Origin of the sequence: Parasediminibacterium paludis (assembly GCF_042651445.1) — a bacterium.
In the GTDB taxonomy this organism is placed as follows: domain Bacteria; phylum Bacteroidota; class Bacteroidia; order Chitinophagales; family Chitinophagaceae; genus Parasediminibacterium; species Parasediminibacterium paludis.
On record NZ_JBHSDC010000029.1, the window covers coordinates 442,243 to 464,420 of the forward strand.

At 39.5% G+C, this 22,178-nt stretch carries 20 protein-coding genes and 1 pseudogene; 12 read left to right on the plus strand and 9 right to left on the minus strand.

What is annotated here, in order from left to right:
- Positions 1-88: 88 nt before the first annotated feature.
- From ACFOW1_RS15770 to ACFOW1_RS15780, 3 genes are read left to right on the plus strand one after another with little or no spacing between them, the layout of a single operon-like run.
- Positions 89-1,306 carry a FecR family protein gene (locus tag ACFOW1_RS15770; RefSeq protein ID WP_379015604.1) on the plus strand — a complete coding sequence of 406 codons (1,218 nt, stop codon included), beginning with the start codon at positions 89-91 and terminating at the stop codon, positions 1,304-1,306.
- A 41-nt stretch (positions 1,307-1,347) separates the two neighbouring features.
- Entirely contained in the window at positions 1,348-4,899 is a 3,552-nt protein-coding gene (locus tag ACFOW1_RS15775) for a SusC/RagA family TonB-linked outer membrane protein (RefSeq protein WP_379015605.1), read from the plus strand.
- Positions 4,900-4,930: 31 nt separating this feature from the next.
- Positions 4,931-6,304: a RagB/SusD family nutrient uptake outer membrane protein gene (locus tag ACFOW1_RS15780; RefSeq protein ID WP_379015607.1), complete on the plus strand. Its 1,374-nt coding sequence runs from the start codon at positions 4,931-4,933 to the stop codon at positions 6,302-6,304.
- A gap of 45 nt (positions 6,305-6,349) precedes the next feature.
- Here the strand turns inward: ACFOW1_RS15780 and ACFOW1_RS15785 are convergent, their stop codons facing one another.
- The 9 genes from ACFOW1_RS15785 to ACFOW1_RS15825 all read right to left on the minus strand — a co-directional run bounded on the left by ACFOW1_RS15785 (position 6,350) and on the right by ACFOW1_RS15825 (position 12,740).
- Positions 6,350-6,676, minus strand: coding sequence for a hypothetical protein (locus tag ACFOW1_RS15785; RefSeq protein ID WP_379015608.1), 327 nt, complete (start codon positions 6,674-6,676; stop codon positions 6,350-6,352).
- 146 nt (positions 6,677-6,822) lie between these two features.
- Positions 6,823-7,254, minus strand: coding sequence for a MauE/DoxX family redox-associated membrane protein (locus ACFOW1_RS15790; RefSeq protein ID WP_379015609.1), 432 nt, complete (start codon positions 7,252-7,254; stop codon positions 6,823-6,825).
- Between the two features lie 189 nt (positions 7,255-7,443).
- Positions 7,444-7,671 (minus strand): hypothetical protein, encoded by a 228-nt coding sequence (locus ACFOW1_RS15795; protein WP_379015611.1) that lies wholly within the window; start codon positions 7,669-7,671, stop codon positions 7,444-7,446.
- A gap of 97 nt (positions 7,672-7,768) precedes the next feature.
- Positions 7,769-8,485 carry a LytR/AlgR family response regulator transcription factor gene (locus ACFOW1_RS15800; RefSeq protein WP_379015612.1) on the minus strand — a complete coding sequence of 239 codons (717 nt, stop codon included), beginning with the start codon at positions 8,483-8,485 and terminating at the stop codon, positions 7,769-7,771.
- A gap of 4 nt (positions 8,486-8,489) precedes the next feature.
- Positions 8,490-9,593 (minus strand): sensor histidine kinase, encoded by a 1,104-nt coding sequence (locus ACFOW1_RS15805; protein WP_379015614.1) that lies wholly within the window; start codon positions 9,591-9,593, stop codon positions 8,490-8,492.
- Positions 9,594-9,634: 41 nt separating this feature from the next.
- Complete coding sequence (locus ACFOW1_RS15810) at positions 9,635-10,765, minus strand: hypothetical protein (protein WP_379015616.1); 1,131 nt, start codon at positions 10,763-10,765, stop codon at positions 9,635-9,637.
- Positions 10,752-11,912, minus strand: coding sequence for a site-2 protease family protein (locus ACFOW1_RS15815; RefSeq protein WP_379015617.1), 1,161 nt, complete (start codon positions 11,910-11,912; stop codon positions 10,752-10,754). Before ACFOW1_RS15815 ends, ACFOW1_RS15810 begins: the two co-directional genes overlap by 14 nt.
- Positions 11,913-11,976: 64 nt before the next feature.
- A complete protein-coding gene (locus tag ACFOW1_RS15820) occupies positions 11,977-12,123 on the minus strand; it encodes a hypothetical protein (protein WP_379015618.1) in 147 nt (48 codons plus the stop codon).
- Positions 12,124-12,452: 329 nt separating this feature from the next.
- Positions 12,453-12,740, minus strand: coding sequence for a hypothetical protein (locus ACFOW1_RS15825; protein WP_379015620.1), 288 nt, complete (start codon positions 12,738-12,740; stop codon positions 12,453-12,455).
- Between the two features lie 158 nt (positions 12,741-12,898).
- Here ACFOW1_RS15825 and ACFOW1_RS15830 point away from each other — a divergent pair, with 158 nt between their 5' ends.
- The 9 genes and pseudogenes from ACFOW1_RS15830 to ACFOW1_RS15870 all read left to right on the plus strand — a co-directional run bounded on the left by ACFOW1_RS15830 (position 12,899) and on the right by ACFOW1_RS15870 (position 21,969).
- On the plus strand, positions 12,899-13,795 hold the full coding sequence (locus tag ACFOW1_RS15830) for a toprim domain-containing protein (RefSeq protein ID WP_379015621.1): 897 nt from the start codon (positions 12,899-12,901) through the stop codon (positions 13,793-13,795).
- A 238-nt stretch (positions 13,796-14,033) separates the two neighbouring features.
- A complete protein-coding gene (locus ACFOW1_RS15835) occupies positions 14,034-14,423 on the plus strand; it encodes a plasmid mobilization protein (RefSeq protein ID WP_379015623.1) in 390 nt (129 codons plus the stop codon).
- Positions 14,411-15,691 (plus strand): relaxase/mobilization nuclease domain-containing protein, encoded by a 1,281-nt coding sequence (locus ACFOW1_RS15840; RefSeq protein WP_379015625.1) that lies wholly within the window; start codon positions 14,411-14,413, stop codon positions 15,689-15,691. The genes ACFOW1_RS15835 and ACFOW1_RS15840 overlap by 13 nt, the downstream gene beginning before the upstream one ends.
- 61 nt (positions 15,692-15,752) lie before the next feature.
- Positions 15,753-16,091: pseudogene (locus ACFOW1_RS15845) on the plus strand (YWFCY domain-containing protein); the annotation flags it as partial.
- Between the two features lie 791 nt (positions 16,092-16,882).
- On the plus strand, positions 16,883-17,689 hold the full coding sequence (locus tag ACFOW1_RS15850) for a TraM recognition domain-containing protein (RefSeq protein ID WP_379015627.1): 807 nt from the start codon (positions 16,883-16,885) through the stop codon (positions 17,687-17,689).
- Between the two features lie 241 nt (positions 17,690-17,930).
- On the plus strand, positions 17,931-19,232 hold the full coding sequence (locus ACFOW1_RS15855; RefSeq protein WP_379015629.1) for a hypothetical protein: 1,302 nt from the start codon (positions 17,931-17,933) through the stop codon (positions 19,230-19,232).
- A gap of 604 nt (positions 19,233-19,836) precedes the next feature.
- Positions 19,837-20,229: a single-stranded DNA-binding protein gene (locus tag ACFOW1_RS15860; RefSeq protein ID WP_379015631.1), complete on the plus strand. Its 393-nt coding sequence runs from the start codon at positions 19,837-19,839 to the stop codon at positions 20,227-20,229.
- A gap of 106 nt (positions 20,230-20,335) precedes the next feature.
- Complete coding sequence (locus ACFOW1_RS15865; protein WP_379015632.1) at positions 20,336-21,403, plus strand: DUF932 domain-containing protein; 1,068 nt, start codon at positions 20,336-20,338, stop codon at positions 21,401-21,403.
- Between the two features lie 77 nt (positions 21,404-21,480).
- Entirely contained in the window at positions 21,481-21,969 is a 489-nt protein-coding gene (locus ACFOW1_RS15870; RefSeq protein ID WP_379015633.1) for a DUF1281 family ferredoxin-like fold protein, read from the plus strand.
- Positions 21,970-22,178: the final 209 nt, after the last annotated feature.

The window sequence follows — 22,178 nt, forward strand, 5'->3', positions numbered from 1 at the left end:
TAGTCTCAAAGCACATTCATTTGTTTCCACATTGTAATTTAAAACCCTATTGCAACTAGGGAAGGAAAGAACATTTATAAACCACTACATGGAACAAAAACAAACACGCCAAGCATTACGTGCTTCGGAACTTATTGTAAAATACCTGCGTGGCAATATTACGCCCCAAGAACAAGCGGAACTGGAAAAATGGGTGGCAGAAACAGAAGGCAGTAGCAAGTTGATGCAAGAGATAACCGATGCTGAAATGCTGCAACAAGGCACGGCTGCATTTGGGCAGGTAAACACGGACGAGAAGTGGGAACAATTGCTGGACAAAGTGATTGCGAAGGAAACAACCAGCAGCAAAAAACTGAACAAGACAACATGGTTTAGTGCCGCAGCCGTTTTCTTGATTGCGGTAGCTTGTTGGATGGTGGTATCAACCACCCAAAAGCAGGGACAATCCGTTGTGTCAACCATTACAGATAGTGCAACTAAGAATTATGGTGATGACGCATTGCCAGGCTCTTTTAAAGCAGAATTGGTTTCTGGTAATGGCATGGTCACGCATCTTGTGAGGGACAAGGACAGTACGTTTAATGAAGGTGGTGAAAACATTTATACCACAGCGAATATGCTGGTGTATGAAAGTAAAAATGGCGGCAATGCCAAAACAGAATGGAACACTTTGCGTACACCGAATGGTGGCGAATATGCAGTAACCTTGGCAGATGGTACAAAGGTTTGGTTGAACGCAGCATCCTCATTGCATTACCCCATGCAGTTCACAGGTAATGAAAGAAGGGTGAAACTAACTGGTGAAGCCTATTTTGAAATAGCGAAGAACAAAGACAAACCATTTATTGTTGCTGCTAACAAAATGGATGTACAGGCAGTTGGTACGGTTTTCAATGTGAACAGTTATGCCAATGCCGATAGTGCTACTATTACTACATTGGAAGAGGGCAGTATAAAAGTAACAACCAAACACAGCACGGTAATGGTGAAGCCAGGGCAACAGGTAAAAACCGACCTTAAAACCACTGCCATCAGTAATGCTGATGTAGGTTTGGCAACTGCATGGAAGAACGGGCTTTTCCAGTTCAACAATGCACCATTAGCAGAAGTGGTGCAGCAACTGTCACGTTGGTACGATGTGCAAGTGGTGTATGACGGGGATTTTAAACAGCCAAAATTTTTTACGGGTGAAATAAAACGTAATGTGCCTTTGAGCAAGCTGTTGCAGATGCTGGAACTGACTGGTATTGCAACCTTTAAAATTAACAAGAACACTTTGACCATCCTGCCTTTAAAAGGTAAATAATAGGGGAAAACTACTTTACTTAAACTAAAAACCTCACTCTTATGAACATGCGAAAATCGCCTGTAAAACAGGCCTTGGCAATGTATTGCCATGTACGGAAGAAAAAAAATTGCTTGCTGTTGGTACTGGTGATGGCATGTTGCTGTACTCGTTCATTTGCTTCACAGGTTGACAGCACATTGGTGACCATTGACTTGAATAATGCGTCATTGGAAAAAGCATTTACTGCCATTAAGCAGCAAACGGCTTACAGGGTTATTTATGACAATGGTCTTTTGAAAGGGGCAAAGCCCGTAACACTTCATGCCAGTAAAGCAAAGCTTTCTTTGGTGCTACAAAAATTGTTTGAACAGCAGCCTTTTGGTTATAAAATTATCGAACAGACCATTATCGTCACCCCAAAAGTAGCAACCTATGATAACGACCATACCATCCAATATCCTGTAAAAGACACGGTTATCAGTGGGCTTGTGCTAACGGATTCTACTAACCAGCCACTGGCAGGTGCATTGGTAAACCTAAAAGGTACAAACACCAATACCATTACTGGTGATGATGGCCATTTTAAAATCAAGCTTCCTTCTACTGGTGGGGTACTTGTTGTTAGCTATGTGGGCTACCGTGATAGGGTTGTTTTTGTGAACCCACAAAATTCGGCACAGCTTGCCATAGCTATGAAGGTTGCTGTTACTGAAATGCAGGATGTGAACGTAGTAAGCACTGGCTATCAGAACATCCCTAAAGAAAGGGCAACAGGCTCATTTACACAAGTGAACAATAAACGTTTTAATGAACAGGTAAGCACCAGCATATTAGGGCGTTTAGAAGCTGTATCCAACAGCTTATTGGTGGATAGAAAAACGACAGGTGGCGGCGGCATCCGTATTAGAGGGCTTAGCTCTATTGAAGGCCCAAAAGACCCATTGATTGTCTTGGACAATTTTCCTTATGATGGTGACATCAACAATATCAACCCAAATGATATAGAAAGTATATCCATTCTTAAGGATGCGGCAGCAGCATCTATTTGGGGCACAAAAGCTGGTAATGGTGTGATTGTCATAACCACAAAAAAAGGGAAGTTGAACCAGCCAATTCAGGTTGAGTTCAATTCTAATATCCTGATTGGTAACAAGCCCGACCTGTATTACCAGAAGCAGATGTCAACAACGGATTTTATTGATGTGGAACAGTTCCTGTTTGGTAAAGGGTTTAAATTTTCAGATACGGCAAATAGCGGTAGGCCATCCTTTTCGCCAGTGTATGAGATATTGTTTAAACAACGCAACGGGCAATTGACAACTGCACAGACCAACAGCCAAATTGATGCTTTACGGAATGTGGATTTGCGTGGCCAGTTTGACAAGTATTTGTACAAGCAGTCTTTGAACCAGCAATATGCTGTTAACCTGCGTGGTGGCAACACCAATATGTCCTACCTGTTTTCCGCAGGTTATGATAAGAACAGTAGCGAACTGGATGCAGGTTATAGCAGGTTTAACCTACGGTTACAGAACACGTACCAACCCATAAAAAACCTGCAATTTTCAACGGGTGTTTACTACACACAAAGCAAGAGCACCAGTGGACGGCCAGCATACGGAAGCATTACCACTTCCAACGGTAATTTGCCACCTTATACTTTATTGGCAGATGATAATGGCAATGCCCTACCAGTTACAAGAGGGTTCAGGAAAAGCTATACGGATACTGCTGGTGGTGGCAAATTATTGAACTGGGACTATTACCCTTTGGAAGATTATAAACATACTATCGCAACAACCACTACCAATGATATTATCCTGAACCTTGGTATCAATTATGCAGTATCAAAAAGTTTCAGCGTTGACCTTAAGTACCAATATGAAAAACAACAGGTAACATTAGAAAACCTAAACGACGTGCAGAGTTATTTTACCCGCAACCTCATTAACCAATATAGCCAATTAAACAGAACAACAGGTGTTGTGACCTATAAAATACCTGTTGGTGGCATATTGGACATATCAAGAAACACATTGTCATCGCACAATGCAAGGGGGCAATTGAATTTCAATAAGCAATGGCAAAAACATGCTGTAACTGCCATTGCAGGTGCTGAAATAAGGGAATCGAATACCATCAGCAATGCTTACAGGACTTATGGATATGACCCAGATATATTGACTTCTTCGAGTGTCGATTTTGCCAATACCTATCCAAGTTTTGTTACGGGCAGCAACAGCTTCATCCCCAACAATTCAGGCTTCTCAAACACTTTGAACCGCTTCGTATCTATATATAGCAATGCAGCTTATACTTATGCCCAGAAATACACACTATCACTCAGTGGCAGAAGGGATGCTTCTAATTTATTTGGTGTAAATACCAATGAAAAATGGAACCCGTTATGGTCGGTTGGTGGCGGATGGCTATTATCCAAAGAACCTTTTTATAAGGTATCGGCATTGCCTTATTTAAAGTTAAGAGCTACTTATGGTGTGAGTGGTAATGTTGACCAGAGCAAAAGTGCCGTTACCACCATTACCTATTCTTCCAACTCACCTTATACATTGTCGCCCTATGCCATTATTTCTAGGAATGCCAACCCCGAACTGAAATGGGAAAAAGTAAAGTTGATGAACTTCGGTTTGGATTTCAGGACTAAAAATGAAAGGATAAGCGGCAGCATTGAATATTACATAAAGAATGCTAGGGATCTTTTTGGCCCTTCACCCATTGACATTACAACTGGTATATCATCTGGTATAATTACAAAAAATGTTGCCTCCATGAAAGGCAATGGAATTGATGTTGAGTTAAATACTTTGAACACGACTGGTATTATCAAATGGCAGTCCAATATCAATTTTACTTGGTACAAAGACCAGATAACGGACTATTACAATCCATCATTACAAGGCAGCAGTTTTATCAGTGGTACAGTACCAAATTCATTGGGCACCGTGGGCAAGCCGGTCTATTCCATATTTTCTTACCAGTGGGCAGGGCTTGACCCAGCTACAGGCGACCCAATGGGTTATATCAATGGGAAAGTGAGCAAAAACTACGCTTCCATTATTGCCGATTCTACGCAATTAAAAGACCTTGTGTACGGTGGTTCTGTAATGCCAACAATTTTTGGCTCAATAGGTAATACCGTTAGCTTTAAGAATGTATCCCTAACAATCAGGCTAATATACAAGTTTGGGTACTTTTTCAGGAACGCATCTATTGATTATACCAACCTTTTCAACACCCGTGTCGGTCATCCCGATTATGCCAACAGGTGGCAAAAGCCAGGCGATGAACTGCATACCAACGTGCCTTCTATGGTGTATCCATCTATCAGTGCAAGAGATGCATTTTATGACAACTCTGAAGTGTTAGTAGAGAAGGGTGATAATATCCGTATCCAATATATTACCCTTGCTTATGACATACCAAAAACCAGTAATAAAAATCTGCCATTCCGTAATATTCAGCTTTATGCAAACATTAATAACGTAGGTATTATTTGGAAGGCAAATAAGAAAGGCATTGACCCGGATTACCCATTGTCATCGGTCTTGCCTGCAAGGAATATTGCCATAGGGCTGAAAGCGGCCTTTTAAAAACCATTGTTCATCTTTTAAACCATTCACTATGTTGGGTTCAAAAAAAATCAATATTGTTTCTTCTCTTTTACTGGTAACACTTGCTGCCATAATGGGCGGTTGTAGCAAATATTTGGATGCCGCCCCTAATAAGTCCTACGTCATCCCTTCAACACTCAAAGACTTTCAGGCACTACTGGACAACTATAACATCCTTAACAACGTGGATATGTCCGTTGGTGAAATAAGTGCAGATAATTATTATCTGAATTATGCTGACTGGGCGGCTCTTTCAGATGAAGGTCAAAGAAGGATGTACACATGGGAAAAGGATTATTTTTTCCAGTTCAATGCTGGGGATTGGCGAAGGCCATATGCTGCTGTTTACTATGCCAATACCGTCTTGGACAACATTGACAATGTGGACAGGAATGCAGCAAATGCTATGCAGTGGGACAATGTATTGGGACAGGCATTATTTGTAAGGGCAAAAACATACTGCCAGTTAACGGCAGCATTTACAAAAGCCTATAACCCAGTAACTGCACCTACTGATATGGGCATTCCTCTAAGGACAAATTCAGACTTCAATATTGTTGCGGTTCGTTCCTCATTGGCAGAAACCTACAACACTATCATCGCCGACCTTAAAACAAGTGCCGCCTTGCTGCCTGTAACACCTGTACATGTGATGCGTCCTTGCAAGACTGCAGCGTATGCACTATTGGCCAGGACTTATTTGAATATTGGCAATTATGACAGTAGTTTAAGGTATGCTGACCTTTGCCTACAGTTGAAGAGTAACCTGTTGGATTTTAATACGCTGACAGCTTCTGCAACCTATCCTATCCCTCAGTTCAATGCCGAAGTGATTTACGAGAGTTTCATGCCTACACCTGCACCCTTGAACAATAGCAGGGCAAAAATTGATTCAGCACTATATCAATCCTTTGCAAGCAATGACCTTAGAAAAACAGTTTTCTTTAAGGATAATGGTAATGGATCTGTTGGTTTTAAAGGTAGCTATGAGGGTGGTACAGCTCCTTTTTCAGGGATTGCGGTAGATGAAGTGCTTTTAATTAGGGCAGAATCCTCTGCAAGGAAAAATGATAAAACAAACGCTTTGAATGATTTGAACACATTGCTTATAAAGCGTTACAAAACAGGGTTGTTTGCACCTGTAACAGCCATTGATGCAAATGATGCACTGGATAAAATATTAGTGGAAAGAAGAAAGGAATTGTTGATGCGTGGGCTGAGATGGCCAGATTTAAAACGGTTGAATTTTGAAGGAAGGAATATTACAATTAAGCGGGTATTGAACCAAGTAACCTATACACTTCCACCAAATGACCTGCGTTACGCATTACCAATTCCTGAAGATGTCATCAAGCTATCTAACATACAACAGAACCCTAGATAAAAAATAAGGGCATAGGGGACAAATGCCCTTATGCCCTCTTTTAGTTTACTCTGGCTTGTTGATGACATGTGCTGCATCATCTCTTACTTGTGCATCGGTTTTACCGCTTAAGTAAGCATTAATGTCGCTGAACTCCGTGGTCTCAAATGACAACCTGCATGGTATATCATCACCAGTACAACTTGGCGGGTTTTCTACTTCTCCTTCTGGCAACCAATTGCCAGAATTATTAGACCCTAGAAGCGTTGATTGTTGATAGTAGTACACCATTGTTGACAAGCTTTTTTTAACGGGCTTGGTTTTCAATGTTGTGAATGCACTTGCACCAAGGGCAAGGATAACAGCCAAAGAACCGAAAAGATACTTTTTCATAAATGTGACTTTTAAAAATGATTAAAAAATAGAATGAAAGATGGCCGTTGCACCATTTTTGCAACGATTGGTGATGTGATGATGCTTACTCTTTTTTCAGGTTTTCAGCTTACTTCCTGTTGTATGTACCCGGTAATACAATGACATTATTGTGTTTGGTGTTTTGCCAAATTTTTATTGCGGAACATTATTATACCTGCAAAAGCAACCAAAATGAAGAAGGCATTAAATACCAAATGCTGCTTCCACGACAATTGTTTGATAACACCGCCACAAGAACATGGAAGGTGCGGTGTAAACATGACCATATAAGCGATATAGGCAGTAAACAAAACCATTAACCCAAACGATAAGTAAAGCCCTACTTCTTTTGTAGAAGGCAAGAACAACAGTATTGAAACAAATAGTTCTACCGTTGGTAGCAACCACCCAATAACACCTGCCTTGCCTTGCATTAATGGCGATTGATCCAACACGGCTACAAAGGATGTGTATGCCAATAGTTTGCTTACAGCAGTGTAAACAAATAATAGTATAAGCAGTCCGCAGATAATTTCGATGTTGGTACTTTTCTTCATACACAGTTTTTGAGCATTTAGGCAGCCGATGATACAACTGCTGCTAAACGGGTGTGAAACTAAAAACTGGTATGCCCTGTATGAAATCTGTTATGTGAAAAGTGGCTTGCTATATGTGAATAGTGGGATGGTCGGGGTCAGATATAGGCAAGCATATAAATTTAAGGATGTAACAAGGTATTGCAAGGTCTATTTTGGTAATTGCACGATGTATTGTTGCAACCTTTTAAACCTTGTTTTACCAAGAATATGTACCACTACATCTTCAGGTAAGGCTTCTTCTTTAGGAATGACGATTTTTAATTTTTTTATAGCCTTGGTATAAACATGTCCTTTATCCGTTGATGGGTTGAGGATAAACATCAATTCATTCCTAAGAAACAAATCAATTTGGCATGTTCGGATTTTTGCTTTCATACAAAGGTTATATTGACGAAAATAAGGAATCACTGCTGTTTACATGCCTATTAATTAAGCTAAAATACTGGCCTTCGCCTTTCTTTTTAAACTAGAATCACAAGAACAGTTTCCCTTTCATTTTTTCCATAAAAGCCTCTTTGTAATTGTTGCCCAATGGTATCCTTGTGGACTTTCCTTTGAGTAAAAGGCTACCGTTCTCAAATGCAGTAATCCTGTTAAGGGCAACGATATAGGATTTATGTACACGGGTAAACTGTGAAGGCGGTAACCGTAGTTCCAAATCCTTCATGGTAAGGTATGCCAGTGTAACATCATTACCTCTGTGGAATGCCACATAATTACTACGGCTTTCGATATAGTCAATATCGTCAATATCTATTTTTATCATCTTGCCCTTATGCTCAGCCTTTACATAAAAATAATCGTGTGGGATAACCTCGAATGCAGAAATACCCGGCAATAGCTTATCGGACAGTTTCTGTACTGCCTTTACAAAACGGCCGAATGCGATAGGCTTGATAAGGTAATCCACCGCATCAAGTTCATAACTGGTCACAGCGAATTCAGAATAGGCCGTGCAGTAAACAACCTTGACGCTTGGATCCATTACCTGCTTTACTTCAATACCGTTCATTTCGTCCATCTGTATGTCGAGGAAAACGACCTCAGCCTTTGTGCTACGCACCAGTTCGATTCCTTCGATTGGGTTTATGGCTGTACCTACCAATTGCAGACCTGGTATTTTTTGGATATAGCCTTTCAGTACATTGATGGAAGGCTGTTCGTCATCTATGATTACGCACTTGATCATACTATCAATTTTTTATGGTGAGTTCAAAAGTGTAAAAATCGTCCTCGTTCGTAGCCTTCATCTCATACATGTCCTTAAAAGCAACATCCAACCTTTTACTAAGGTTAGTAATGCCAATATTGAGTGATGAAAGCTGGATATTGTTCTTCCTTTTTTTGTTCCTGCAATAGAAATATATCTCTTGTGGCAGTAGCCTTACTTTTATCAACAAAGGGTTGGAAGGGTCTTTAAGGTCGCCATATTTGAAGGCGTTCTCAACAATGGTGATAATGGAAAGTGGTGGCAATATTTGCCCTTGCACTTCGCCTTCGGTGCTGTACTCAATAATTTTTGTATCACCGAAACGAAGGTTGTGAATGTCTAGCAATGTTTGCAGGTGTTCCAATTCTTTTTCAATGGGGACTTTCCCACTTTCAAATTCTACGCTCTCAAGTGAATAACGCATCATGCCCGAAAGTTTCAGGATATTATCGGCCAGTTCTTGGGAAAATTCCAATGCCTGCGAAAACAGCACATTTAGCGTATTGTGCAGGAAGTGCGGATTGATCTGTGAACGCAGGAAAGCATACTCGTACTGCAACTTGTCCTGCTGGGATTTTAGTTCCTGTTGTTTCAAAATGGCGTTCTCTAGTTCACGCTGCATCTTTTGCTTTTCCAGTTGTAATTTTTCTTCCTGTAACCATCGTAGTTTTTGTTCAGTCCGTACTGTTTCCCTCACATAAAAATAGAGCATGGCATAAGCCGAGTATTGCACATAGCCCAAGATGGCACTTTCCAAAAAAAGCCTGTAATTGTTGGACGTGTATAGCTTCATGCCAGCCAACGGCAGCAACAGATAGATATAGCAATAACCAAGAGCAGACATAACGATAAAGACAATTATAAAAGTTAGGATACCCCATAAAACCCCTCTTTTCTTGTACAATCCCAAAGAATATAGGCTCACATAAAAAGTGGTACAGAAAGGCAGCAGGAAAAACGCCACTTCAATAACAGTGATATTCGGCTTTGACAAGCGGTTGGCTATATAGATAAAGCTGCTGTAAACGACCCATGCACAAATATGCACCAACCAAACAGGCGTTTTTTTATTTTTTTCTTGTACCATGACATCGGATCTTTTAAGTTTTTTTACATAATACTTTTGTTTTAAGCAGCTTTCAATACATGGTTGTTATACAGTTGTTGCAACAAGGCAATATCAAAACCTTCCAGCCTTGCACTTTGTAAACTGCACCCTGATAAGAAAACATACACACTACTATCAATGGGGTATGATAGATAGGTGTTTTTGTTGAACAGAAAGGCTTTACCAGCTATGCTAAAAACACTGTACAACGATGTGTTCAATAACAGCTTACTATCCCTATCAAATGGCAATTGTTCCGTCCTCTGAAACCCATTGATGATATGTGCCGACTTGTGCAGGTACAGCCATGCTTCCCATTGTTCGGGGTACAGTTTTATAATCGGTGAAATGAGGTTGTAAATAGCTTGTGTTGACCGTGCCGCAAATACTTCCCTTGCCTCATTTGTATTTGGATAAATAGGTTCAAAAAAGCGTAACCTTATATCTTCCAAGGACTTTCGGTAACAGGCAACAGGAAGGATCGGCACTTGTGCTGCATGTGCCAAAAAGCCGATACCTTTTCTTGCAAAAAGGGCTTGGTTAAGGAAGTTGATTTTGCAATGATTGTCATTTTTTATTGTACCACTACCTGCACCAGTATTACCATCCATGTACAATAAAAGGCTTCTTCCTTTTTTTAGATTTTTTAACATTTGAAGTCCCGAAGAAGGATGTTCCGCATTGATAATTTCAAAGCCATTTTTCCCCGAACTATTCATAATGTCTTTATACAGTTCATTGAATAAATCGCCTTGTGTTTCGATGACATTGTTGGCGATTACCAATGAGTAAGGTATTTTATTTTTTACCAAGAAAAGATTTATCAATCTATACGAACCTGTATGAAAAGTGCAGATAATGGAAGGCTTCTGCTTCAATGTCCCCCAGATATTATCGCTTAGGTTTTCGTATGACATGTATTGCAGTACATCATAAGATGCCTGTTCCAAGTGGCTCAACTGCTGGTTCAATAGGATATTCCTAAAAATAGTTTCATGGTTCTTGCAATCAATTTCTGGCAAATAATTGGATAGACTGGCACTTACAATATGGTACTTCGCTGTAAGCATCTCGTCTTTTTTAATGTCCATGGACATTGAAAAAACATTTACCAAATCATCCCTTTTTTGTTTATAGTCAATTGGATTCATGTTGCTTTGTTTTAGTGATAGACCATATTAATTTGAGTGGTATAAAAAATAATACCAAAAATGAAACAGATGAAAGGCCAATAGCGGAAATCGTGTTTTCACCATTGCTTTGTGTAGCGATAAGGTGTTGGATTTTCCGTATTGAATTAATGAAAAACAGTATGCAATAGTAATAGGCAATCACCCAAAATATTGCTTTTAAAAAGCTGTACAGTACCAGTGGTAGAGTGGTGTTTTTTAAAAATGGTTTGCCTTTTAAAAGGCTTGTATAAATGCCCCAAGATTTGGCATGAAGGTTTGGAATATTGAAAATATCGCTGAATAGCCAATATCCATCATAACGTAAAAATGGGTTGAGGGCAGAGAGTAAACCAATGGTGTTAGCGGTAATCAAAACAAAACATATAGGGTTGCAACTACACGTATAAAACAGTAGCAACAAAGGCAGGTTTGCTATCAGTTGGAAATAGATACCAGCAAGATTGACAACAATCCTTTCCCTCACTGGCAAGGCCCAAATGCCCGTAACATTGGTATAGAAAACAGGAAAAATAAAATACAACCCAAGGCCAATTTCTTGCGGCTCTATACCGAACCGATATGCAGCAGTGGCATGTCCCAATTCATGCACTAGGATTATCCCTAAAAAGCAGCCATACAGCATTATTGCTTTACTAAAACCGAACGTTGTAATGGTGTGATGATACGCCCCTGAAAAAGCACTTACACCATCGGTACAGAAAAAATAAATTGTTGCAAAAGCGGACACAAAAATGAGTGAAGCAGATATATTCCTTTGGAACAATCCAGATAATAACCGATAAGCTGTTGACCCTTTTCCAGCAGCGATGATTGTTCGTTTCATGAAGATATAAGGCTGCTCATTTACTTGTAACAAACAGTTCTGGCCACTCACGTTCTCTAAGGTATTTTGAATAGTGTGCTGTATAAAAATCCCTGTGAAACTGTTGGTTTCAAAAAGCAGGTTCATCTCTTTGGCTATGTCATTGTCACCTATATTTTGCTGCTTTTTAAAAAGGATATGGTAGAGCATTTTGCTAATGCTGTATGTGCTACCACTAGCGTTTACTAATAGGTATCTATTGCTGTTTTTTTCCTGCACATATTTCAATGAAATGCCTGTCATATAATAAAAGTGTTAGGTGAATAAAAGGGAACCCGAAGCAGGTTCCCTTTGAAAAAAGAACAGTTTAAACAGTGCCGGGCAATGTTGGTGTACTGGTGATACACGAACTGTCTGAAATAAAAGAAAACATGCCTGTACCTGACATTTCAAGACGGGCTTCCAGTTCTTCGATGCTGATCGCATCTTGGAAAATGTTGTTGCTCGATTCCATGCTTTTGTTGTTTGATTTGTTGGAAATATTGTTGACAGGTCAAACGTATTTACACAAGGAAAAGCGTGGAAATCAGTTATGTGAAAATGGGGTTGGGATATGTATAAAGCAGTATTGTAATGGTCTGAAAACTTGCTGGCTAAGTTTTCAGGTTATTTAGGCAGATAAGTAATTAGAGCAACTTGAAATCGTTGGTCTGTTGGCACTTTTTTCAGGGTATTATTTCCTATGAGGCAAGGTGAAAAATTTTAGTTGAATAACCTGTTGCAAGGAAATAGAATCCTATGAATGACTGAATAAATATCCCCTTGCAACAGGTTATAGCTTTGTTACTTCTGGCTTAATGCTTTGAGTTTTTCATTTAGCTCATTTAGCCCTGCTTTTGTTAAACAGTCATCTGCAAAAGCATCCAGTTCCTGTAGGGTTTCTTTTGGTATGCCCTCTAACAGGTTAGCAGATTTGTCATCATCTTTTGCTGTCAGCCCACGCTTGATAACACTGTTCAGCAGCAGTACATTTTTTCGTGAAATCCGCATGTCGATCTTCACTGTTTCATTCATGCCAGGGATACTCATTATGGTATCGTACACTTTGGCCACATCGGTTGTTGTTAGCATAACATCACGTTTTTAATTGTTCATTTTTAAGGCACAAATTTATTTTCGGGCAGCTAGATTATCCCCGTTAAAATATGATGGGGATAGGTGGTACAGATGCTGCTTGTTTAACTTCGTCCCCGTGATACCTGAAAGGTGAAAAATGAAAATGTGCAGTTATGGATTTAGGTAAAAAATCCTACTCAATAGAGCAGGTCAAAGAAATGGATTTAGTCGGCTACCTCTCAAAATTGGGGTTCAGCCCAGCTAAAATCAGGAACGTAGATTATTGGTATTTATCCCCGTTGAGAGATGAGCGTACACCCTCTTTTAAGGTCAATACAAGATTGAACCGTTGGTACGATCATGGGCTTGGGAAAGGTGGGAATTTTATTGATTTCGGCATCCTTTACCACAACTGCACCGTTGGGGAATTCCTTCAGAAAATAGACGCTTATTTTTCTTTTCACAAGCCCGTATTGCAACACACAAAACAAGTAATTGCAGAACCAAAAATTACTATTCTTCAAGACTGTATTATCAGTTCTTTCGCTTTGATAAAATACCTCGAACAAAGGAAAATCCCCGTTGCAATTGCATGGCAATATTGTAGGGAAGTAAGGTATGGATTGAACGACAAAATCTACTATGGTATCGGCTTCAAAAATGATGCTGGTGGTTATGAAATCCGTAACCAATATTTCAAGACAAGCAGTTCCCCAAAAGGCATTACCACGTTTAACAATGGGGCTAAAAATGTATCCGTTTTTGAAGGCTTTACAGACTTCCTTTCTTTCCTTGTCATGCACCAAAATCAATCAAAAAAAGATACCGATTTTCTCATTTTAAATTCAGTTTCCTTCTTTGAAAAAGCACGTACTTTTTTGGAAGCACACGAAGTGATAAAACTCTATTTGGATAGGGATGCCACAGGACAAAATTACAGTCGCTACGCCTTGTCTTTAAGCGAAAAATACAAGGATGAAAGCAATCTTTATAAAGGACATAAAGACCTTAACGAGTGGTTAGTAAACATTGGCAATAATAGCAAAAAACAGCTCAAGCAAAAGTTATGATAGCAATATTGGTTATAAAGTATTCATTGGATACCGTTAACATGATCGCAACATTAAAATGTCTAAAGTGAATATAGAAAATCTTCAAAGACTTATGAAGGGCTATAAGATTGCCTTTTCCGCAATCGGCCAGATGTCCGGTTGTTAAACAACCGACTCTGGCCGCCCTTACTCGGAACTCGTGGTCGGGGGATGCTGGAATGTTTTGAAGAATTTGATAACGTGAAAATGATAAGTGATGGAACAGGAAAAAACAAACAGGACCCGCATCATCGGGTTGCGGCTAACGCCAAAAGAATACGAGAAAATAGAGCAAAAATGGAAAGCCAGTACCTGCCGCAAATTGAGTGATTATGTTCGCCGGATCATATTCGGGAAGCCCATTGTTGCCACCTATCGCAACCAGACTTTGGATGACTACATGGCAGAAAGTATCAAGCTAAGGAACGAGTTGAACGGCATCGGGAACAACTTTAATCAAGCGGTAAAGAAGCTGCACACGCTGCACCAAATTTCAGAATTCAGGGACTGGTTGGTGACTTATGAATTGGAGAAAAAAATCTTGTTGAACAAGGTGGATGAGGTCAAAAACCATATCCAAAAAATTGGTGAAAAATGGTTGCAGTAATCAAAACGGGGCATTCCATTCACCGTATTTTAAACTATAATGAAAACAAGGTGAAAGAGGGCGTTGCTGAAATTATTTCAGCAACAAATTATCCTATGGATGTTGAACAATTATCGTTTACAAATAAGCTCAATCGGCTAAAAAATCAGGCAGCTTTAAACGAAAATGTCAGCCGTAACAGCGTCCACATTTCGCTGAATTTTGACCCCTCTGAAAAGCTTTCTAAAGAGCAGTTGCAGGATATTTCTGATACCTATATGCAGCAAATAGGTTTTGGCGAACAGCCCTATTTGGTCTATCAACATTTTGATGCTGGGCATCCACATATCCATATCGTAACGGTAAAAGTTCGGGCAGATGGACGCCGCATTGACATGCAGAATATTGGTCGTAACCAATCCGAAAAAGCAAGGAAGGAAATTGAACAAATATTTGGGCTAAAACGTGCCGAGGACAGTAAAAAGCAACAGCAGTTGTACAGTCTTAAACCAGTCAATTTACAAAAGGTGCAGTATGGCAAATTAGACACAAAAAGGGCTATCACTAATGTGTTGGATAATGTTCTTAAAGACTATAAATACACCAGCTTGCCAGAGTTGAATGCGGTACTAAAACAATACAATGTTATGGCCGACCGTGGCAGCGAAGGGTCAAGGATATTCGAGAACCGTGGGTTGGTGTACAGGATAGTGGATGAACAAGGCAATAAGGTGGGTGTACCCATTAAGGCCAGCGACTTTTACAGTAAACCAACCCTTGCTTTTGTGGAAGAAAAATTTGCACCGAATGAGACTGCCCGGCTGCCCCATAAAGCAAGGTTAAAGAATGCTATTGACTTGGCCCTTTTAAAACAACCGAACCAACAATTACATGAATTGGTAAAGGCCTTGGATAAAGAGGGCATCAACACTGTTTTAAGGCAAAATGAGGATGGGATTATTTATGGGATTACCTACGTTGACCACCGCACCAAATGCGTTTTTAATGGTAGCGTATTGGGTAAAGCATATAGTGCGAAAGGCATATTGGAAAGATGTGGCATCTCACAACAACAAGCTGTTAAAGGGCAGGAATTTGTTGGACAACATAACCCGAAAACACAACCAGTGCAGCCACAATCTGCATTCAATCCCAGTACCAAAAACAAGGAAGGTATCGACTTACTGGAAACATTGTTGCAGCCCGAAAACGTATCAGGTTTTGTGCCTTACCAGTTGACGAAAAAAGGCAGAAAGAAAAAGAAAAAAAGGATTTCAAAAGATTTATAATTTTAAAATTAAGGTTATGCAAACAGGTGAAAACGAACAGGCACTGAGGAAAATACTGGATATGACCAGATTGATAAGTATTGCTATTTTGGTGCTGCACTTCTATTATTATTGCTATGCAGCTTTTGAGCAATGGCATCTTACCGTAACGCTTACGGACAGGTTGATGGGCAATATCCGTAACACAGGATTGTTCAACAAATTCCATACATCCAAATTGATTGCGTTGGGCTTTTTGACCATCTCGTTAATGGGTGCAAGGGGCAGGAAGGATGAAAAGTTAAGCTACAAAACAGCTTTTGCTTACATCATTACAGGGCTGCTGATTTACTTTCTAAGCTACCTTTCATTGTTTCCGAAAATAGCACTTGCCACGGCTGCAATATTGTACATAAGCATAACAGCTATTGGGTTCATGTTAGTGCTTTCTGGTGGTACATTATTGTCCCGTGTGATACAGCAACAATTGAACAGTAAGGATATTTTCAACAAGGAAAATGAGACCTTTCCGCAAGAGGAAAGGCTGCTTGAAAATGAATTTTCCATTAACCTTCCTGCACAGTATAACCTGAAAGGGAAAACACGCAAAAGCTGGATAAATATCATCAATCCGTTCCGTGGTTTGATGGTGCTTGGCTCGCCAGGATCCGGCAAATCCTATTTTGTGATACGGCATGTCATTACGCAGCATATCAAGAAAGGGTTTACCATGTTCGTGTACGATTTTAAGTTCGATGACCTTACCAAAATTGTGTACAATACTTGGCTGCAGTACAAGATAAAATACCCCGTTGAGCCTGTGTTTTATGTCATCAATTTTGATGACCTTACTCGTACCCATCGCTGCAACCCATTAGACCATGAAAGCATGACTGATATAACAGATGCGGCAGAATCTGCACGGACTATTTTAATGGGTTTGAACAGGGAATGGATCAAACGGCAGGGCGACTTCTTTGTTGAATCACCCATCAATTTCCTAACGGCGATTATCTGGTATTTGCGTAAATATAAGGATGGTGAATTTTGCACCTTGCCACATGTCATTGAACTGATGCAAGTGGACTATGATAGCTTGTTCACTGCTCTTCGTACGGAAAAGGAAATAGAAGTATTGATTAACCCTTTTGTGAACGCTTACCTGAACGATGTGATGGAACAATTGGAAGGGCAAATTGCCGCAGCATTGCGATGGCAAGATTGTCTTCGCCACAATTATACTATGTACTATCGGGTAATGACTTTACACTTGACATCAATAATCCCGACCGACCGAAGATTGTTTGCATGGGGAACAACCCACAGAAAATACAGATTTATGGTGCGGTGTTATCCCTTTATGTAACACGGTTGGTAAAGTTGGTAAACAAAAAAGGCAAGCAGAAAAGCAGCTTGATATTTGATGAATTTCCGACCATTTATTTGAACAATATGGATAGCTTGATAGCTACTGCAAGAAGTAACAAAGTCGCCACTTGTCTGGGCATACAGGACTTTAGCCAACTTAGAAAAGATTATGGCAAGGAACAGGCAGATGTTATTATGAATATCACTGGGAATATTGTAAGTGGGCAGGTAACTGGTGATACTGCCAAGCAGTTGAGTGAGCGTTTCGGGAAGATTATGCAGGATAGGGAAAGCCTTTCCATTAATAGTCAGGACACTTCCATTAGCCGTTCAAAGCAATTGGAAGCTGCTATCCCACCTTCTAAAATTTCTGCACTTTCTTCAGGTGATTTTGTGGGTATGGTAGCCGATGACCCTGATTGTAAAATAGACCTGAAAGCTTTCCATTGTTCTATATTGAACGACCACGATGCGTTGAAAAAAGAGCAGGATAATTTTAAAGAAATACCTACCATCCGTAAGCTGGATAATGCGATGATTCAGCGGAATTATTTGCAAATAAAACAAGATGTGCAGGATATTATACAATCTGAAATGGAACGTGTTTTAAGTGACCCTGGGTTGCAGCATTTGGTGATAAAGAAGGGCTAAGTATAGTTCTTGTAACAAATAATTGTAGCCAATTTTTCAGGAAAATTATTTTAAGGAATAAACTAAAATATCAAACGCATTGCAAATCATGGCATAGCTATAAAACAACTGTGGTTTCTACTGCTATTGTCTAAACATTTACAGTTTTATTTTTCTTTCAAACACTTCTGATGGCTTATATTATCTTTAACACAAAGTTCATAACATCATCTTTATGAGTGTATTTCTAAGTTAATATAGTATGGAAGAAAATACAGTGTCAAACGCATTTAATTCAGTTAATAGGGGCAGCTATAATTTTTCATTCTTTAAAATGAATGTAAACGTATTTGATGAACTAACTAATCCTGAAAAACTTGAACCATTACCACTGTCAACTTTTTTTCATGAATACATTCATTTTCTACAGGATATTACAACCACTTTTGGCTTGGTTAATAGTTGCATAGTAGTGGATAAAATGAAGTTTGGCAACCATTACATTTTGAACTCAAAGGACGATACCTTTAATGTTCCCATTTCTTTTGTAGCCGACCCGAAAATTGAGTTAAATAATCAGCTTCAGGAACTCTACATGGGTTTTCCTTCGCCAGATATTTACCGATTAGAAATTAGCAGCATTGAAAGATTTGAAAGTATGATTTACATACCCGACCCTTTCAATAAATATGCTCAAGTTGTAAAAGTTAATTATAAGGTCGGCGAGAAGGTATATACTTTTAATCTTGGTGGCTTGCATTTATCTGAAACAATGTGCCACATCGCTCAAAATATTTTTAACCCCGGTATAATACATAATGATGTTCCATATCGGACAGCCGAATTGGTTGCAATATTCATTTATGATGTAATCGGTAATAATCCTCTTTTTGTATTTTCTTTATGCGAGGCATGTTTAATGCACTTTCATCCTGGTGATGCTTTTTATATGATGTTACAATTAATGAAAGAAAGAGAGTTTGTTCCTAAAAATGAACTGGACATTTATTTATTCGTCTATGAAAATATCAATGATGCCGATGGCTCAGATTTGATGTTCATTTATGAAAGGCAAGTTGTACACGCTATCTATCAATTAACAGGATACTTCACGACCGAGAACTATGACAATGAAAAAACATGGATATTTCATGTTCTTGAAGAAGGCAGAAAGATGCGTAAAGAAACCCCTTTTCTGCTTCTGTCATTATTAAAAGAACCTACTCTTTATTCTATTAGCTTAAAAAGAATAATGCTGAATGTAGGAACCCCTTTAATGCAGAATTTAGATGGGGACTGTTGGTTTCTTAAACCTTACGGTTTAAGCCATCTTAATATTCAACCAGACCGTCTTGCAGCATTATTGGAAATTCATGATTCGTGGATTTTGGGTAAAAGGGAATGCGGCTTAAAAAGGTTTTGTACAAAAAATCTTATCGGCGGCACTACCGATGAAAGGTGTGACAAAGCCCCTTGGTCGAGATGTAACCCTAATGAACAATTATGCAGTTATGCTCAATTTTTGAAAACATGGAAACTTATGGGTAAAGAACCTACTTTTTAATAACAATTATTAAAGTCTGTAAACTTTGAATCAAATGGTCGGCATCAGTGGTATACCAATTTAGATATAATTTTTACATATCGTTTTCTACTAGACAAATTGGGGGCTTACCCTTTGGGTCGGGCTATCCGTTGCAAGTCCTGCACAAAATCAATACACAAATCGTCACAGGGCTTTTTACTTTTATCCCTAAGCCATCACTGGAATAGCTTTTTTTTAACTTAGTAATATCTGTTTACTGGCGACCAGTAATACCAAATCTTGATGTCTTTAAGTGATTACTTGATAAATACAAAATAGACAACTTTTCATTTTACTCTTCTTCGCAAATTTCTTGACGGCATTTTGAAAAAGCAAGGTCTGCATCCCGAAGGCTTTCGGGACTGGCCACTGGTTTTGCAATAAAAAACCGCTTTGCTTGTTGCTTTTGCGGCATAAACCGTCCCGCAATACTGCGGGACTATTTATTCCACAGTCAACATTTTTTAGTTGCAAAAACCTTGCTTTTCCTAAATACCTTTTCAAGGCTGGGTTGCTACGAGGGTAATGAACGAGGTGCAAACCGAGGTTCATAAAACATTTAGTAACCATAAAAATTTAAGTCATGGAAATCATTGCAAGGGTAACAGCAGATGCAGAAGTAAAAACATTGCAAAGCGACAAACAGGTGGTCAATTTTAATGTCGCTATCAACGACAGTTACAAACCAAAAGGTAGTAGCGAGGCAACAAAAATTACCACTTATGTCCAGTGTGCATATTGGGTGAATGCCAACATTGCACAGTACCTAAAAAAGGGGACGCTCGTTGAGTTGCAGGGGCGTATCGGGGTGAACGCATGGAACAATGCACAGGGCGAACCGAAGGCAGCTATTACGTTCCATGTAAACAGTATCAAATTGCACGGCACACCGAAGTACACCAGCGACAGCACGGCAGTTGCAGTACCTATTGCAGCAAGTGAGCTTAAAGAACCACTGGACGATTTACCATTTTAGTGGTTCGGTTGCAACCCTATCCCCTTTTCAATTTTATCTATCATTTTTAATAACCAAACCGCAGAAGTACCACTTGCGGGATATAAAACAAGTTGGGTAAACGATTATGGCACATCAAATTAATTTCAACGAACAAACAGGCAAGCACAGTTTCTTTTCCGTACAGCAAAAAGCATGGCATGGATTGGGACAGGTTGTTGCGGATTACCCCACCAGTAAGGAAGCCTTACGTTTTGCAGGGTTAGATTACACGGTAGCAAAAAGAGCCTTGTTCACCTACGACAATGAGAACCAGGAAGCCAATGGCGATTTGGAAATCAAGATTGCAGAGGTTGCAGTACCTAATTATTTCGCAACAATCCGTACCGACACGGAACAGGTATTGGGCGTGGTGGGCAAGGATTATGAAGTGGTACAGAACATCGATGCGTTTACCTTCTTTGACAGTATCGTTGGTGGTGATGGCATCCAGTACGAAACAGCAGGGGCTTTGGGGAATGGTGAACGGATTTTCATCACAGCAAAACTGCCTTCTTATATCAAAGTTGGCAACGATGATTTGATAGAGCAGTACCTTTTTTTGACTACTTCACATGATGGTAGTGGCAGCATTACAGCAGCCTTTACACCCATCAGGATTGTTTGCAACAATACCTTGAATGCAGCCATGCACAACCGTTCCAACAGTATCAAGATTAGGCATACTGCCAATGCCAAGGAACGTTTGGAAACTGCCCACCGTTTGATGGGTATTACCAATAACCTAAGTGTTGAATTAGAAAGCATGTTCAACCAATGGGCAGGTATCCGCATCACCGATAGCGAAGTGATGAAGCTGGTACAAATGGCAATGGTGCCAAACAAGGAAGTATTGAAAAACTTGCAAGCTGGTAAGGATGATGAACTGTCCACCTGTTTCAAGAACATTTGCGATACCACTTTTGAATATGCCATGTCTAATCCTACGCAACAGCTTGAAACAACCAAGGGTACTTTGTTCGGGGCTTATAATGCGGTAACGGGCTATTTTCAGAATGTACGTTCCTATAAGAACGAAGAAGCAAAATTAAAGTCCTTGTTATTGGGTGGTACAGGGCAATTGCGTACACAAAAAGCCTTCGCCTTGTGTGCCGATTTTGCGAAGAATGGCAGTGATGGCTTGTTCCTGAATTAGAACTTTAAGGGTTGGGTTCGCCCAACCCTATTTTTACTTTTATCAATCATTATTTGACAATTTAAAACGTATCAATCATGGCAAACTGGTGTTATAATACCGTACAGTTCGAGGGTTGCAGCGGTGCAATCGAAAATATAAAATCCATATTTGAAATATTGATGGAACAACAGAAAAATAACGATGAGGGGCTAATGCCCGACTTTATAAAACTTACTGAAGGCTACATGTTTTCAGTTGATTGGTGTGAAGGGGATGGTTTTGCAATGGCATCATATGATACCAAATGGTCACCCAATTTTGAGGTGATGCAGGAAGTTGCTAAACATTTCAAGGTAAACTACACACATGCCTATAATGAATTGGGATGTGGTATCTATGGTGAAGCCTATTATAAAGATGGCGTATTAACCGACATCTTTCTGGAGCAAGATGATTTGGATTTGTACGATGTAAACCCAGAAGACGAGGATACATGGGTTTTCGAGGGACAAGTGTACCAAAGTGATTTTGACATATTGGAGATATTGTTGCAGAGAAGGAAGGACGGTTGTTTCTATCATTGATAGGTTAGAGTTTTATTAAGCGTTTAATTTGGGAAAAATTATACTCAAAGAACGAGCCGCCATCGGCTCGTTCTTTGAGGTTTTGAATGTGAGAAAGGCGTGAATGAATAGGCTTATCAAATGCACGTTATGGGGAACAAAAATGACAATCAATTTCAAAACTTTTCATACTTACCTTTCTTCTTTGAAACTAAGTGAAAACAGGCTCA

Excerpts from the sequence above, each read along its gene's own strand:
- ACFOW1_RS15850 (WP_379015627.1), top strand. The coding sequence starts at position 16,883 with ATGGCAAGATTGTCTTCGCCACAATTATACTATGTACTATCGGGTAAT.
- ACFOW1_RS15825 (WP_379015620.1), bottom strand. The coding sequence starts at position 12,740 with ATGCTAACAACAACCGATGTGGCCAAAGTGTACGATACCATAATGAGT.
- ACFOW1_RS15860 (WP_379015631.1), top strand. The coding sequence starts at position 19,837 with ATGGAAATCATTGCAAGGGTAACAGCAGATGCAGAAGTAAAAACATTG.
- ACFOW1_RS15870 (WP_379015633.1), top strand. The coding sequence starts at position 21,481 with ATGGCAAACTGGTGTTATAATACCGTACAGTTCGAGGGTTGCAGCGGT.
- ACFOW1_RS15855 (WP_379015629.1), top strand. The coding sequence starts at position 17,931 with ATGGAAGAAAATACAGTGTCAAACGCATTTAATTCAGTTAATAGGGGC.
- ACFOW1_RS15790 (WP_379015609.1), bottom strand. The coding sequence starts at position 7,254 with ATGAAGAAAAGTACCAACATCGAAATTATCTGCGGACTGCTTATACTA.
- ACFOW1_RS15815 (WP_379015617.1), bottom strand. The coding sequence starts at position 11,912 with ATGACAGGCATTTCATTGAAATATGTGCAGGAAAAAAACAGCAATAGA.
- ACFOW1_RS15785 (WP_379015608.1), bottom strand. The coding sequence starts at position 6,676 with ATGAAAAAGTATCTTTTCGGTTCTTTGGCTGTTATCCTTGCCCTTGGT.
- ACFOW1_RS15770 (WP_379015604.1), top strand. The coding sequence starts at position 89 with ATGGAACAAAAACAAACACGCCAAGCATTACGTGCTTCGGAACTTATT.
- ACFOW1_RS15780 (WP_379015607.1), top strand. The coding sequence starts at position 4,931 with ATGTTGGGTTCAAAAAAAATCAATATTGTTTCTTCTCTTTTACTGGTA.
- ACFOW1_RS15810 (WP_379015616.1), bottom strand. The coding sequence starts at position 10,765 with ATGAATCCAATTGACTATAAACAAAAAAGGGATGATTTGGTAAATGTT.
- ACFOW1_RS15840 (WP_379015625.1), top strand. The coding sequence starts at position 14,411 with ATGGTTGCAGTAATCAAAACGGGGCATTCCATTCACCGTATTTTAAAC.
- ACFOW1_RS15835 (WP_379015623.1), top strand. The coding sequence starts at position 14,034 with ATGGAACAGGAAAAAACAAACAGGACCCGCATCATCGGGTTGCGGCTA.
- ACFOW1_RS15795 (WP_379015611.1), bottom strand. The coding sequence starts at position 7,671 with ATGAAAGCAAAAATCCGAACATGCCAAATTGATTTGTTTCTTAGGAAT.
- ACFOW1_RS15800 (WP_379015612.1), bottom strand. The coding sequence starts at position 8,485 with ATGATCAAGTGCGTAATCATAGATGACGAACAGCCTTCCATCAATGTA.
- ACFOW1_RS15775 (WP_379015605.1), top strand. The coding sequence starts at position 1,348 with ATGAACATGCGAAAATCGCCTGTAAAACAGGCCTTGGCAATGTATTGC.
- ACFOW1_RS15830 (WP_379015621.1), top strand. The coding sequence starts at position 12,899 with ATGGATTTAGGTAAAAAATCCTACTCAATAGAGCAGGTCAAAGAAATG.
- ACFOW1_RS15820 (WP_379015618.1), bottom strand. The coding sequence starts at position 12,123 with ATGGAATCGAGCAACAACATTTTCCAAGATGCGATCAGCATCGAAGAA.
- ACFOW1_RS15805 (WP_379015614.1), bottom strand. The coding sequence starts at position 9,593 with ATGGTACAAGAAAAAAATAAAAAAACGCCTGTTTGGTTGGTGCATATT.
- ACFOW1_RS15865 (WP_379015632.1), top strand. The coding sequence starts at position 20,336 with ATGGCACATCAAATTAATTTCAACGAACAAACAGGCAAGCACAGTTTC.